Consider the following 13,633-nt stretch of genomic DNA (forward strand, 5'->3'; position numbering starts at 1 on the left):
AGCCACTAACGCGGTTACCGAGGTCGCTTGCCTTAGCTGTCCGATCCGTCCGACTCACCGCGTGGAACTCTCCGTGGAGTCGCCGAAGTTCATCGTGATGGGAGCTGTGAAGCTGCCGCCGGGCGCATTCAGGCCCTGCGAGTCGTGTACCTTATTAATGATGGGCGCTGATGAGTAGTACTGATGGGTAAAACCCTCCAACTCCGCCCGGAATTCGGGGTCACTCTCGGCTAGCTCTCGCAACGCGCCCGAGATACGCAGCACGGTAGTTGAGTCGCTTCCGTCTCTCGCATCGAGTGCGGTTGCAACACTCGTATCGTGCGTGAATCGAGCTTTCAGCCGTTCCCACAGTACAGTGACAGCATTTTGCCCCAGCTGTCCGCTCGCTCCACCAAGCGCCGCCATAGCCAGTGCGTCAAAAGCGATGTCCATTATCACGGGCCCCCAGGGTCGTCTGCGTGTGCCAACGTACCAGCAGCAGCGCGCAGTTCAGCAGGGGTTGCGGCGGCTCGTCCTGACAAAGCGCCAACCGTAAGGTTCTGCCCATGGGGGCGGCGACAGTCCGCTAGTAGCGCTCCCGCATCCACATGGACGGCTTCCGCACCATGCCACCGGGGGAGCTGGTAGATCTTTAGCGGGAAGTCCTCGACTTCAAACAGGACGGGGACAGTTGCCGGGCGGTGAACGTCGCGCCGGGGCCCGCCCGACATCCACACTCACCACCATGGCATGCGGTGACGCTCCATAAAGCAAACTTCCATAACGGTGGTCGGCGGCCTGGCACGGGCGCAGGCCGCGCGGGTCGACGGCGCTGGCAGCGTGGTGGAGGCCGGTGAGGCCGCAGCGAGGCACACGCGCGCCTAGTCGGTCGGCGCACCCACCGTCGTGGCGGACTGTCGTCGGCTGAGGTTCGTGCCACAACCGTGCCAGATGCAGGAGTCAGCCACGGTCAGCACCGGTGCTCTGCGGTCGAGTAGCCACCCGCTTCCTCGGCGAGCGAAGCCGCAGCTCAGCTGCCAGATCACCCAGCCTCTCTCCTAAAGCGAGTGTCGCAGGTTCGAATCCTGCGGGAGGCACCAGGCAAAAGGCCCCGGACCGATCATGGTCTGGGGCTTTTGACCTCTACTTCTGATACTTCTGACATCGACGCGGGCAGTCACTCACAACCGCCCCTGATGAAGAACGCAGGGCGCCCTCCCAACAAACAGAGGGCACCCCACGTCACCTCGGCCAATGCCAAGCGCAGCGTCCGCGGCTGCTACTGAGGCGCGACCCCGTCCTTGGCGCTTTCCGGGCGCCTTCGCTCCCGGACCAGCGAGATCGCGATCACCAGAGCGGCCACGAGCAAGGAGAGCAGTACCTGGCTCCGTCCGCCGCCCTCCTTGTCGTCGGTGAGCATGTAGACGAGCACGAACGAGATCATCGCGATCGTCACCCACGTCAGATACGGGAACAGCCACATCCGGACGACGAGCTTCTCCGGGTTCTCGCGCAGGATGATCCCCCGCATCCGCAGCTGCGAGAAGCAGATGACCAGCCACACGAAGAGCGCGACCGCGCCCGAGGAGTTCAGCAGGAACTGGAACACCGTGTCCGGCCACAGGTAGTTGAAGGCGACCGCCACGAAGCCGAAGGCCACGGAGGCCAGGATCGCGGGCTGCGGGACACCTCCCGCGTTCGTCCGTACGAAGGACCGCGGGGCGTCGCCACGCTGCCCGAGGGAGAAGGCCATACGGGAGGCCGTGTAGAGGCCGGAGTTGAGACAGGACAGCACGGCGGTCAGGACGATGAAGTTCATGATCTCGCCGGCGTGCGGGATGCCGATCGAGTCCAGGGCCGCGACGTACGACCCCTTCTTCTGGATCGCGGGATCGTTCCACGGCAGCAGGGAGACCACGACGAGGATCGAGCCGACGTAGAAGACGCCGACCCTCCAGATCACGCTCCGGGTGGCCTTCGCGACCGCCTGCCGCGCGTCCGGGGACTCGGCGGCGGCGAGGGTGACGATCTCGCTGCCCATGAAGGAGAAGACGACCAGCAGGATGCCGGTGAGGATCGCTCCGGAGCCGTTCGGCAGGAAGCCGCCGTGTTCGGTGAGGTTGCCGAAGCCCGTCGCGGCGTTGTCAGAGCCGGGCAGCACACCGAAGATCGCCAGGCCGCCGAGGAGGATGAACCCTCCGATGGCGACGACCTTGATGCCCGCGAACCAGAACTCGAACTCGCCGAAGGAACCGACCGAGACCAGGTTCGTGGCGGTGAGGACCACCATCACGATCAGTGCCCAGGCCCACTGTGGGACAGCCGGTACCCACCCTTCCAGGATCACGGCACCCGCGGTCGCCTCCACGGCGAGCACGACGACCCAGAAGAACCAGTACAGCCAGCCGATCGAGAACCCGGCCCAGCGGCCCAGCGCCCGGTCCGCGTAAGCGGAGAAGGAGCCGGAGGTCGGGTTGGCCGCGGCCATCTCGCCGAGCATCCGCATCACGAAGACGACCAGGGCCGCGACCAGCGCGTACGACAGCAGGATGCCGGGCCCTGCGGCGGCGATACCGGAGGCGGAGCCCACGAAGAGGCCGGCGCCGATAACACCACCGATGGCGATCATGGACAGATGGCGGTTCTTGAGACCGGCCTTCAAACCTGCCTGCTCCGGGGGCTGACCGTCGGCAGGTGGGGCGGTGTCAGGGGCCAGAGATTCTGGGGGACGTGCGGTCATGTCGACATCCATCCGTTGAGTGGTTGGGAAGCCGTGTGGGGAGTGGCTGCCGTGGTTGCCGGGGCACTTCTTCACCGGTCGCCGGTCACCGGTCACCGGTCACCGGTCACCGGTTCACAGATCGGCGGATCTCCGGATCGCCGGATCGCCGGATCGCCGGATCGCCGGATCGCCGGATCGCCGGATCGCCGGATCGCCGGATCACCGGATCGCCCCGGCGGCGGGGATGAGCAGGCCGGTGTGGCGCAGGGAGGGGCAAATGGCCTTGACGATTTCCGAAAGTGTTCAGGGCGCGGGGCGCGGTATCCGGATGCCGTGCAGGTGAAGGGGTCGTCACCGCACGTCCGCGCTGCGCTCCGCCTCCTCATGAGAGGCGGTCCGTTTCGCTTGCGGAAGGAGATTTGCGCAAGCGTATGAGGGGTCATGGGGCGGCGGGCTTGTCCAGTACGACGAATTCGCCGCCGATGGCTGTACGGCCCGCCGATGCGGAGGGGGAGCGGGATCAGATGCCGGGCGGCAGCCGCAACTGGAGCGTGGCAAGCAGACGCTGGTCAGGACGGCTCAGGTCGAGACCGGTCAGCTCCTCGGCCCGGCGAAGGCGGTAGCGCAGCGTGTTGGGGTGCACATGCAGCTGAGCAGCGGCCGCCCGTACGTCACCGAAGGAATTCAGGTAGGTCAGAAGGGTCTCCGCCAGGCGGCCCTGGTGCCGGCTGTCGTGGGCGACAAGGGCGGTCAGCCGTGGATCCCGTATCTCGGGATGGCCGGAGAGCAGCGTCAGCACTTCACTGACCAGTACTTCCGCCTGGATGTCCGGCAACGCGGCAACCGCGGTGGGTACGTCGGCTCCCAGCATGGCATCGAGGATGCGGTCGGCCTCCCGGCGCGACTCCGTGACGTCGCCGAGCGTGGACACCACGCAACCGACCGAGCCACGCAGTGGCAGGCCCAGGTGTCGACGTACGGCGTCGGTGATCTCCTGGCCCCAGCCGCGCAGCGTGTCTATGTCGATGCTGCGCGGCAACTGGGGCAGGAGCACGTAGATGCGGGGATCGACCTGCGTGACCAGCGCGCTGCGATGCCGGGCGGCTATGTGCACGGAGACCAGGTTGGTGACTTCGGCATGGGTCAGCTCCGGTGCGGCGACGGCCTCCGCGCTTCCGTACGAGAAGCCCAGGACGGCGGCCGGGCGGGTCGCATCGAATCCCAGGTGGGTGGCGAGCGGCTGTGGCCCGGTGTTCCCCTCCAGAAGTCCGGCCAGCAGGGTCCGGGTGAACGTCAGGTTCTCCGAGAGCTCCCGGCGGCGGCGCACCAGATGGAGCACGGCGACCCGGGCGGCACCCAGCAGTGCCTGGCCCGAGCGTTCGGACAGCGGTGTCGAGCCCTCCTGCACCCAGATGGTCCCCAACTGCCGGTCCCCGGACCGAATGGCCACCGCAAGCCGACGGCGGATCCCCAGCTCGGGGTGACTGTCGATGCTGATCACCTCGTCGCTGGAGTGCAGGTGCTGGAACACACCCCACTCGCGCAGCTTCGCCAGATACGCCTCCGGTCCCTGCCAGCCGAGGATGGAGCGCCGCCGCAGGTCATCGATCTCGTCGGAGTCGGTGGAGCGGGAGTACGCCAGCACCCGGTTGGCGGCGTCCTCGATGCTGACGATGCCGCTGGTGAGGATGGCGGTGGTCTGGGCGAGCGAGAAGAGGTCGCTCTCCTCGGCTTCGCCGGAGTGGCCCGGCGGCGCGTCGTCGAGGGCGGCGCGGGCCAACGCATGCACCTGTTCCCAGCGTGCTTCGCTGCGCAACGAGAGCAGGGCGACCCCGGCCTCGGTGGCGGTCTCGCTGAGGGCCGCGGCCTGGCCGGGGCCCTCCGTTTTGACCACGACGCCGGCGGCTCCGTCGCGCCCGGCGGCCCGCAGCGCGGGATAAGCGGCTCGGCCACGGGCACCGATGACGAGAACCAGCTCGCCCGGCTGAGTGGTCGGCGGCTCCTCGGGATCGAGCAGGGCAACGCCGCGGATCTCGACGTCCAATCCGGCGGGAGCGGCCTGCACCTCCACCAGCGAATCGCCCAGAGCCATGAGCAACTCGCGCAGGCTGATGCTCGCGGGAAGCGGAGTTACCGCGGCCGGATCCATGATCGTCGCCTTTACTGGGAGCCACGCCGGAGCCCCTGATGCTATATGTCCGGCGACAAGCACCACAGTGGAGCTGTTTGTGGACCGCGGCGCGTGCGACGGCACGATGCCGTTCGAGCTGGATCAGGAATGCTGCCGAGCACCTCTGACCTGCACAGACAGCAGTGGGCTGCAGGGCAGGCGAGGCTGGTGGCCGACGACAGCCGCTCACAGCTGCGGGTGATCGCGCCGGTCGAAGACGGTGATCACCCGCGGGTCAGACCCATCTCGCCCGCGCGCAGTCCGGCCTGGAAACGGGAGCCCGCGTTGAGGGCGAGGAGCAGTTCGGCGACCCGGCGGCGGTAGGTGCGCAGCGACATGCCGAGTTCCCGTGCGGCCGTCTCGTCGGTGGCGCCGGAGGCCAGGGCGCGCAAAACCCTCGCGGTTTGAGCGTCGATCCGGGGCCATTCCGCGCTCAGGAAGGCAGCGAGGTCGGTGGCGCTCTCCCAAGCGGCTTCGAACAGCGCGTAGGCCCCGTCGACCAGGGCCGGTGTGGCGCTCATGGTGTAGGTGCGGTGTCCGTGGGCGGTCGGTGCGGATGGCATGGGGCCGGTGAGGATCATGGTTCGCCGGGACAGCGACGGGCTCCGGCACGCGCGGAGCCCTGCCCCGCGCGGAGCCCTGTCCCCGCCGGTCAGTCCTTGATCGCGGCGCGGACGAGCGCCTGCAACTGCTCCGCGGTGTGGTCCAGTGGTTGCGTGCTGCGCTTGGCCCGGCACATGGCCACCGTTCCCTCGACCGCCGCGACGATCAGCGTCGCGAGCTGTGCCGCCTGCTCGGGCTCGGCGCCGTGCTCGCGCAGCGAGGCCGCCAGCAGGCCCTCCCATTCCTCGAAGACGCCGGCGGCGGCCGCCAGGGCGATGGGTGTCTCGTCAGTGGGTGGCTCCTCGATGGAGACGGCGAGGACCGGGCAGCCCGCCCGGAAGTCGCTGTCCACGACGATCTTGCGCCACAGGTCGAGGAAGGCCCGCAGCCCGGCGACCGGGCCCGCCTCCAACTCCCTGCGCAGCCTGCGGGCGACCCACTCGCCCGTGTGGCGGACGGCCTCGGTCGCCAACTGCTGCTTGCCCTCGGGGAAGTAGTGGTACGTCGAGCCGAGCGGCGCCCTGGCGTGCTTGGCCGTCTCACGGATGCTCGTCGCGTTCAGACCGCGCCGGCTGATCATGTCGGCCGCACCGGCCACGATCCGCTCGCGCGCCGTCGGGTTGTGCTTGGTCACGTACGCGGTCCCTTCCGACCCCACTGGCTATAACGGCCGTCATAGTCTAGCGTGACCGTCGCCTATAACGACCGTCATAGAAAGGCACGTCCATGCCGATGATCCGGCTCACGGCCCCGGCCGGCGCCCTGACCGAAGAGGGCCGCCGTTCCGTCCAGCGCGACCTCGCCGGCGTACTGCTGCGCTGGGAGGGCGCACCCGACACGCCGTTCTTCCGCGCCCAGGCGTGGAGCTACCTCGCCGAACTGCCCGAAGGCGCCCAGACCACCGCCGAGGACGACGCCCCGCGGTTCCTGGTGGAGGTCACCGTCCCGCAGGGCGCCCTGTCCGAGCGCCGCAAGGCCGGCCTGGTCGAGGAGGCCACGCAGACCGTCCTGGCCGCCGCCGGGCTCACTCCGGACGACGCCTTGCGGGTGTGGGTGCTGGTGCACGAGCAGCCCGACGGCACCTGGGGCGCGGGCGGCTCCGTCATCCGCTACGCCGACCTCGTCGCCCTGGCGAAGGGGCAGAGCACCGATGCGTGAACTGACCTATGTCGCCAAGCGCACCGTCGAGTGGCGCGAGGCGCCCGACCCCACGCTCCGGTCCGGCCGGGAGGCGATCGTCGCCCCGGTGGCGGCGACGCCCTGCGATGTGGACTCCTCGATTCTCGCCGGGCACGGCTTCATCGAGCCGCCCTTCGCCCTGGGCCACGAGTGCGTCGCCCGGGTCGTGGAGACCGGCGACGCCGTCACCGCCGTAGCACCGGGTGACCTGGTCGTCGTCCCCTGGTCCATCAACTGCGGTACCTGCGACCGCTGCCGGGCCGGGCTGACCGCGCACTGCACCGCCGTCCCGTACATGGCGATGTACGGCGCGCCGATCGGCGGCAGGCGGGGCGGCCTCTTCTCCGACCTGGTCCGCGTGCCCTACGCCGACGCCATGCTCGTCCCGCTGCCGGCCGGCCTCGACCCGGTCGCCATGGCCTCCGCCAGCGACAACTGGTCCCTGGCCTGGCGCCTGGTCGCCCCCCACCTCAAGGCCCGTCCCGGAGCCCGGGTCCTGGTCGTCGCCCGCGGCAGCATCGGCCTCTACGTGTGCGACATCGCCCGCGCGCTCGGCGCCTCCGAGGTGCTCTACGTCGACCCCGACCCCGAACACCGCACGCTGGCCCGTACGTTCGGCGCCGCCACCGCCGAGACCCTGGAGCCGGTCCCCCAGAGCTTCGACATCGCCGTGGAGGCCACCGGCCGCGTCGAGCAGCTCGCCCTCGCCCTCAAGTGCCTGACGCCGGAAGCGATCTGCGAAAGCGCGGGCAACCACTTCCGGCCCGGCGAGCTGCCCCTGCTCGACATGTACCTCACCGGCGTCACCCTGCGTATCGCCCGCGACAGCGTGCGCGCGCACATCCCCGACGCCCTCGCACTCGCGGCCTCCGGCACGGTCGCCCCAGAGAAGGTGGTCTCCCACGTCATCGACTGGGAGGACCTGCCGGCCGCGCTGCCGGAGAAGCACCTCAAGCCGGTCTTCGTCCGGGCCGATGAGTGACCGCACCCGGCCCCGCACCCCACCAGCCCACCAGCCCACCAGCCCACCAGCCCACCAGCCCACCAGCCCACCGCACCGAGATACCCGATGCACACTTCCCTCACCGGCACACCACCCACCGGCACTGCCACCGAACCCACGCGAGCGACAGCCGAGGAACTGGAACACCACAAGGCGGCCATCGCCCGCCTCGGCCACGAACTGCGCGCCCTGGTGGAAGCAACCGTCCGCACCGCCGCCTCCCCGGACGCCCTGCACCTCGTGGCGGACGGGGTACGCCAGGTCGGACCGTCCTGATCGGGTGCCGCGACAGCGTGGCGGAGGAAAGGGCACTGTTTCCTGGTATGTCATGAGTGGATGACCGAGCCGTCTGCCGCCGCACAGCTCCGCCGGATCGCACGTCGACGGGCCGCCAGGGATCATCGACGGCACCGGAGCCACTCCCCCGGGCCGGGCGGCGACAGTGGTATCAGCCGACTGACGTGGTTGGCGCTCGTGGCGTCCATGCTGCCGGGACTGGCTGCGCTCGTCGCGCTGCTGTTCACGTGGATGTCGGTGGAGCAGACCAACAAGGATCTGCAGATCGCCGAGCAGGGGCAGATCACCAACCGGTTCAACGCCGCGATCACCAACCTGGGATCGGAATCGCTGGATGTGCGCCTGGGGGGCATCTACTCCCTGCAACGCATCATGCAGGACTCCTCTCGAGATCAGCGCACGGTCGTCTCGGTGTTGTCCGCGTTCGTACGCCGGCACGCTGCCGTTCCGGTCAGTGGCTTCAAGCCGGCAGAGGAATACAGGCCCCTTACCGACGTAGCGGCTGTGGTTTCCGTGCTGGGCAACCGGTCCGCCGGCCGGGAGGCGACCGAAGACGGGAAGCCGCTGTACCGAGTTGATCTGAGCAGTGTGGATCTGCGCGGTCTGGAGCGAGAAGTGGGGCTCACGGAAGGCGGCATGCCCAGACGCAGCAACTTCCGCTTCGCGTTCTTCACCGGCGCGGATCTCCGAGACGCCGGCCTCGAGAATTTCGACCTCTCAGGAGCGTCCCTCGACGACGCGAACATGTCCGGCGCGAAGCTGCCGAACGCGGTCCTGCGGCACGCGTTTCTCGGGGGCGCCGATTTGACCAACGCGTTCTTGGGCGCGGCCGACCTGACCGACGCGGACCTCGGCGGAGCGAACCTTCGCAGCGCGCACCTGAGCAGGGCCGAGGAAACCAACGAGACCCGTGAGGCCGACTCGAGCGCCAACTTGACCCGCGCGCACCTGATCGGCGCGGACCTGCGCACCGCGGATCTGCGCGGCGTGATCCTGATCGACGCGGACTTGACCGACGCGGACCTGGCCGACGCCGACCTGCGCGGCGCGGACCTGACCCGTGCGGACCTGAGCGACGCGGACTTGACCGGGGCAAGGATGTCGGGCGCGAACCTGTCGGGCGCGATCCTCGAGGGCGCACGCGGAGTGCCTGGAAGCCTCCCGAGCCGACCGAGGTCCCCGGGGGCCGGGCCATGGGCCTTCAGGCCGCCTCGGCCGGGACCCGTCCGGTCCTGATGGCGTCGACCAGGGCCTGGTGGTCCTTCTCGTTCTGGTCCGCGTACAGCTCGGCAAACGTGACGAGCGCGCGGTCGAAGGCGTCGCCGCCGCCCAGGTAGGCGGCGATCGCGATGCGGTCGCCGGAACGGGCGTGGGCGCGGGCCAGGGTGGCACCGCAGAGGCGGCCGAAGAGGGCCATCCTCTTGGGCGACATGTCCTCGGCGACGACGATGCCCTTCCAGTCCCGCAACTGGCGTACGTAGAAGTCCCGTCGTCTGCCGTCGATGCCCTGGACGCGTTCCCAGCCCAGGAAGATGTCGCTGGTGGCCTGCATGAGCCGCTGGCCGGCGACGACGCGCTCACCCTGGTTGCGGAAGTCGCTGCCGCCGACGTAGGGCGCCAGCACCGACTCGTCGGCCTCCTTGGCCTGGAGGAACAGGGGATCCTCGTCGTCCCTGCCGAGCAGGAGGACGATCCAGCAGCGGGTTCCCACACTGCCCACACCGACCACCTTGCGGGCCATGTCGGCGACGCGGTAGCCCCGCAGCAGGAACCGGCGGTCCGTCTGCAGGGTCTCGCCGTAGTGCTCTATCAGGCGGGTGATCTCCGTCTCCAGCGCGCCGCGTTCGGCGTCCGGCAGCAGGTCCTGGAGCCGGATCAGCAGTGGTGGGTCGGGCGCGATCTGCCGCCGCCCGTCGACGACGTGCGTCAGCTTGTCGAAGACCTGCACCGTGTCATGCGCACGGGCCCGCTCCTGGGCGTGCTCCCAGCGACCGCGCTGCCCGGAGGTGAGCGTCCGGCCGAGCTGCCCCTCCAGTTCGTCGGCCTCGTAACGGGTGTACCACACGTCGAGATTGCCCATTCCGGCGAAGCTCCGCATGCGTTCGCGGTAGGCCCCCACGGCCGCGCGCACCACCGTCGCCCGCTCCTTGGCGCTGAAGCCGTTCGCCCGGCCCGCGATGACGAAGCTGGCGGACAGCCGCTTGACGTCCCACTCCCACGGACCGGGCAGCGTCTCGTCGAAGTCGTTGATGTCGAACATCAGCCGCCGCTCCGGGGACGCCAGCAGCCGGAAGTTCAGCATGTGCGCGTCGCCGCAGCACTGCACCCTGATACCGGTGCGGGGCGTCTCCGCGAGGTCCGCGGCCATGATGGCGGCGGCCCCGCGGTAGAAGCGGAACGGCGCCTCGCTCATCCTGCCGTAGCGGATCGGTACGAGTTCCGGCACCCGCCTCGCCGACTGGTGCCCGATGATCTCCACCGGGTCCGTGCGCTTGGGCGGGGGCTGGAACTCGGCGTGGCTGGAGCGGGGTACGTCCACGCGTGCGGCCTTGCCGCGGGCGACCCGCTCCTGCGGGGTGAGGTGCCGTGTCTCGTCACCGGAATGGTGGTTCTCGGTCATCGCGGACACGCTCCCTCGTCTGGTGGCCGACGCGCAGCGCGTCGGTGGCTCGGCGGCCGCAGAGGTCGCGGGTCGTCCAGCATGACGTCGATGAATGGGTATATTCACCCATTTGCCTCAGGTTATCCTCGTACGGTTCTCCCAGCTACCTGGGCCCGATCGCCGCGCGAGCCGCGCTCACCTACGTGTCGCGCCTGACCACGCACAGCGCCCAGATGACGAAGGCGTACAGCGCGATCAGGGTGATCGACCACACCGGGTAGTACGGGATGGACAGGAAGCTGACGATGAGCAGCAGCCCTGCGATCCCCACCCCGATAACCCTCGCCCACACGGCGGCCGAGAACAGCCCCATGCTCACCAGGACGGCCACGGCTCCGAGGGTCAGGTGGATCCAGCCCCAGCTGGTCAGGTCGAACTTGAAGACGTAGTTCGGGGTGGTGACGAAGACGTCGTCATCCGCGATCCCCATGATGCCCCGGAAGATGCCGAGGACACCGCCGATGAAGAGCATCACCGCGGCGAAGGTCACCAGACCGCCCGCGGCCGCACTGGACGATCCCGATCGATGGGGAGTAGCAGTCGTCGCCATGGCCGTCCCTCGATTCATCCCGGGGGCCGCAGGCTCGCGGCCCCTCTCGTCCATGCTGCGCCGTTCGGACGAAAGGGGCCATTTCGGGCCAATGGGGCGCGGAGGGCCTCCCCCACACGTGTCTCAGCCGGCGGTCTTGGCGATGATGCGATCCATCTCCTCTTGGCCGAAGGCCCGCAGGGTGGTGGTACGGACGTTGCCCACTCCGCCGAGTTGCAGGAGAGCCGCGGTGGCGGTTTCGTCGTCGGGCGCTTCGACAACGGCCACCAGGTCGTACGGACCGACGGTCCAGTAGATGTTCAGGAGCTTCGCTCCGAGCTTCTGCACTCCCGAGGCGAAGGCTTCGGCACGCTTCGCGGTGTCCTTGTAGTTCCGGATCCCTTGATCGGTCCAGTTCAGCAACGCGACATACGTCGGCATGGTCTTTTCACCTTCGTGAGGGAACACATCGCGACGCCAATCCTGGGCAAAGACGCCGAAACCCGCACGATGTGCGCACCCGAATGAGCCATCAGCGTCACGCGACGGCGGTTCCCTCGAGCTCGACCAGCTGGCCGGGGATCGCCAGTCGCGTCACTCCGAGCATCGTGGTGGCCGGTGCCACCGCGGCGGCGCCCAACCGCGCCGCCAGCACGCCGTAGTGCCGGAGGAGGAGATCGACGTCGGTCGTGCAGACGTTGAGCCGGACGAGGTTCGCGAGAGACATGCCGGCCTCGCCGAGCACGGCCTCCAGGTTGTCGATGCTCAGCGCCAACTGCGCCGCCATGTCACCGTCGTGCTGAGGCTTGCCGTCGGTGCTCATCGCGGTCTGTCCCGAGATGTACAGGGTCCGGGTGTGCCCGGAGACGACCTCGCCCTGGTTGAATCCCATCTCCACGGACCACGTCACCGGGTTGACCGCCGTACGTTCCATTGCCACGTCAGCTCCATTCGATTCATGGGGAGTGCGTACGCGCATCGGCTCGGTGGCCACCGGCTTTGACGTCGTGACAAGGAGCCTCCCAACAAATCACGACACCCTTGGTCATGTATTCCGTTAGCGTCCTCGCATGCGCGCCGACCGGTTGGTCTCCCTGGTGCTACTGCTGCGTCAACGCGGCCGGCTGACCGCAGACACACTGGCCCGCGAGCTGGAGGTGTCCACCCGCACCGTGCTGCGCGACATCGAGGCGCTGTCCGCGGCCGGCGTCCCGGTCTACGCCGAGCGCGGCCGGCACGGCGGTTTCGCGCTGCTGCCCGGTTTCCGGACCGAGCTCACCGGGCTGAACCACGACGAGGCCCTCGCCCTGCTGGCCGCCGGATCGGCGCGCGGCGAGCAGGCGTTCGGCCTCGGCTCGGCGCTCGCTTCGGCCATGCGGAAGGTGGTCGACGCGCTGCCCGAGAACCACCGGGCCACCGCGAGCGACGCGGCCCAGCGATTCCTCGTCGACCCGGAGACCGACCTGCTCGCACGCCGGCTGGTCACTGATGAGGTACCCGACACGACCATGGCCGAGGTCCGGCGCGCGGTGCTCGCCGGGCACAAGCTGCGCATCCACTACGCGGCCACGGGCCAGACGCCGCGGTGGCGCACGGTGGACCCGATCGGCCTGGTCACCGTACGTGACCGGGGCTATCTGCTGGCCACGAGAGCCGGCACGGACCGCACCTACCGGCTGTCGCGGGTGCTGGCCGCCGAGGAACTCCCCGAAACGGCACAGCGGCCGAACCGGGTCGATCTGGACCGGATCTGGCGGGAACGCTCCGCGCGGTTTCTCTCCGGCGGCGACCACATCACCGTGCTGGTCCGGGTGAACCCGGCGCGGCGGGAGGAGCTGCTGGACACCGCGCTGGCCGTCCGGGCGGAAGAACCCGACGCGGACGGCCGGCTGCGGCTGGAGGTGACCTTCCAGGATTCACGGCACGCCGAATGGGCGCTGTGGCAGCTCGGCACGGACGCGGAAGCCCTGGCCCCGCGGTCGTTGCGCTCCTCCCTGCGCCACCGTGCCGCCGCGATGGTCACCCGCTACGGAGACTCAGGGAAGAGCTGAACGCCTGGCGCGGCGGGTCGTCCGGCGCGGCTCAGGACTTCTTCGTAGCCGACCGCTTCGTGTTCCTGGTCTTGCTCGTGCTCGTGCCCGTGCCCGTGGTGGTCCGGGCGGCCTTGGTGGGCGGCTTCTTTCGCTTCGGGGCTGCGGTCGGCCATGTGAGTTCGATTTCCAGCTCGATCTCCCCGTTGTCGATCTCGACCTCTATCTCGCTGCGGAGGTCGTCGGGGATGCGCAGGCTCAGCGTTCCGGGGCTGAGTTCCAGTTCGGCGTCGCCGCCTTTCCTCAGGGCGGCTGCGAGTGCCGTGAGCTGGTCGGCCGCCTCCAGGCGTGACAGCGAGCGCTTCTGCTCAAACTTGAGATCTGTCATGCGTGTCTCCGATCCGGCACAAAAGGCTGGACAACGTCCATTCTGGTGCCATGCGCGGGATGGGACATCCG

The 13,633-nt window shown here is 69.1% G+C and carries 15 protein-coding genes; 5 read left to right on the forward strand and 10 right to left on the reverse strand.

The genetic code is table 11. From position 1 onward, the window contains the following. Positions 1–54: 54 nt before the first annotated feature. From OHU35_RS18025 to OHU35_RS18045, 5 genes are all read right to left on the reverse strand, one after another. Positions 55–438 (reverse strand): hypothetical protein, encoded by a 384-nt coding sequence (locus tag OHU35_RS18025; RefSeq protein ID WP_405505958.1) that lies wholly within the window; start codon positions 436–438, stop codon positions 55–57. A gap of 820 nt (positions 439–1,258) precedes the next feature. Continuing rightward, the gene (locus tag OHU35_RS18030; RefSeq protein ID WP_405505960.1) at positions 1,259–2,719 is read right to left on the reverse strand and encodes an amino acid permease; all 1,461 of its coding nucleotides are present in this window, start codon (positions 2,717–2,719) and stop codon (positions 1,259–1,261) included. A 502-nt stretch (positions 2,720–3,221) separates the two neighbouring features. Next, positions 3,222–4,850: a PucR family transcriptional regulator gene (locus OHU35_RS18035; RefSeq protein ID WP_405505962.1), complete on the reverse strand. Its 1,629-nt coding sequence runs from the start codon at positions 4,848–4,850 to the stop codon at positions 3,222–3,224. Positions 4,851–5,095: 245 nt separating this feature from the next. Next, positions 5,096–5,434 (reverse strand): DNA-binding response regulator, encoded by a 339-nt coding sequence (locus OHU35_RS18040; RefSeq protein ID WP_405505964.1) that lies wholly within the window; start codon positions 5,432–5,434, stop codon positions 5,096–5,098. A gap of 89 nt (positions 5,435–5,523) precedes the next feature. Continuing rightward, complete coding sequence (locus OHU35_RS18045; RefSeq protein WP_405505966.1) at positions 5,524–6,108, reverse strand: TetR/AcrR family transcriptional regulator; 585 nt, start codon at positions 6,106–6,108, stop codon at positions 5,524–5,526. Between the two features lie 92 nt (positions 6,109–6,200). On the opposite strand from OHU35_RS18045, the gene OHU35_RS18050 reads away from it, so the two are divergent. The 4 genes from OHU35_RS18050 to OHU35_RS18065 all read left to right on the forward strand — a co-directional run bounded on the left by OHU35_RS18050 (position 6,201) and on the right by OHU35_RS18065 (position 9,189). Next, on the forward strand, positions 6,201–6,632 hold the full coding sequence (locus OHU35_RS18050; protein WP_405505968.1) for a 4-oxalocrotonate tautomerase family protein: 432 nt from the start codon (positions 6,201–6,203) through the stop codon (positions 6,630–6,632). Continuing rightward, positions 6,625–7,635: a zinc-binding dehydrogenase gene (locus OHU35_RS18055; RefSeq protein ID WP_405505970.1), complete on the forward strand. Its 1,011-nt coding sequence runs from the start codon at positions 6,625–6,627 to the stop codon at positions 7,633–7,635. Before OHU35_RS18050 ends, OHU35_RS18055 begins: the two co-directional genes overlap by 8 nt. Before the next feature lie 87 nt (positions 7,636–7,722). Further along, the gene (locus OHU35_RS18060) at positions 7,723–7,932 is read left to right on the forward strand and encodes a hypothetical protein (protein ID WP_189726895.1); all 210 of its coding nucleotides are present in this window, start codon (positions 7,723–7,725) and stop codon (positions 7,930–7,932) included. A gap of 207 nt (positions 7,933–8,139) precedes the next feature. Beyond that, positions 8,140–9,189 (forward strand): pentapeptide repeat-containing protein, encoded by a 1,050-nt coding sequence (locus tag OHU35_RS18065; RefSeq protein ID WP_405509264.1) that lies wholly within the window; start codon positions 8,140–8,142, stop codon positions 9,187–9,189. Here OHU35_RS18065 and OHU35_RS18070 read toward each other — a convergent pair. From OHU35_RS18070 to OHU35_RS18085, 4 genes are all read right to left on the reverse strand, one after another. After that, positions 9,155–10,573 (reverse strand): DUF2252 domain-containing protein, encoded by a 1,419-nt coding sequence (locus tag OHU35_RS18070; protein ID WP_189726897.1) that lies wholly within the window; start codon positions 10,571–10,573, stop codon positions 9,155–9,157. The genes OHU35_RS18065 and OHU35_RS18070 overlap by 35 nt on opposite strands. Before the next feature lie 181 nt (positions 10,574–10,754). Further along, positions 10,755–11,165, reverse strand: coding sequence for a hypothetical protein (locus OHU35_RS18075; protein WP_189726898.1), 411 nt, complete (start codon positions 11,163–11,165; stop codon positions 10,755–10,757). 123 nt (positions 11,166–11,288) lie between these two features. Further along, entirely contained in the window at positions 11,289–11,585 is a 297-nt protein-coding gene (locus OHU35_RS18080; protein WP_189726899.1) for a GYD domain-containing protein, read from the reverse strand. Positions 11,586–11,682: 97 nt separating this feature from the next. After that, positions 11,683–12,078 (reverse strand): RidA family protein, encoded by a 396-nt coding sequence (locus OHU35_RS18085; protein WP_189727070.1) that lies wholly within the window; start codon positions 12,076–12,078, stop codon positions 11,683–11,685. 136 nt (positions 12,079–12,214) lie between these two features. Here OHU35_RS18085 and OHU35_RS18090 point away from each other — a divergent pair, with 136 nt between their 5' ends. After that, positions 12,215–13,195, forward strand: coding sequence for a helix-turn-helix transcriptional regulator (locus tag OHU35_RS18090; protein WP_405505973.1), 981 nt, complete (start codon positions 12,215–12,217; stop codon positions 13,193–13,195). Positions 13,196–13,226: 31 nt separating this feature from the next. Here OHU35_RS18090 and OHU35_RS18095 read toward each other — a convergent pair whose 3' ends face one another. After that, on the reverse strand, positions 13,227–13,562 hold the full coding sequence (locus OHU35_RS18095) for an amphi-Trp domain-containing protein (RefSeq protein WP_359893593.1): 336 nt from the start codon (positions 13,560–13,562) through the stop codon (positions 13,227–13,229). Positions 13,563–13,633: the final 71 nt, after the last annotated feature.

This window comes from Streptomyces purpurascens (assembly GCF_045040895.1).
GTDB classification, from domain to species: domain Bacteria; phylum Actinomycetota; class Actinomycetes; order Streptomycetales; family Streptomycetaceae; genus Streptomyces; species Streptomyces purpurascens.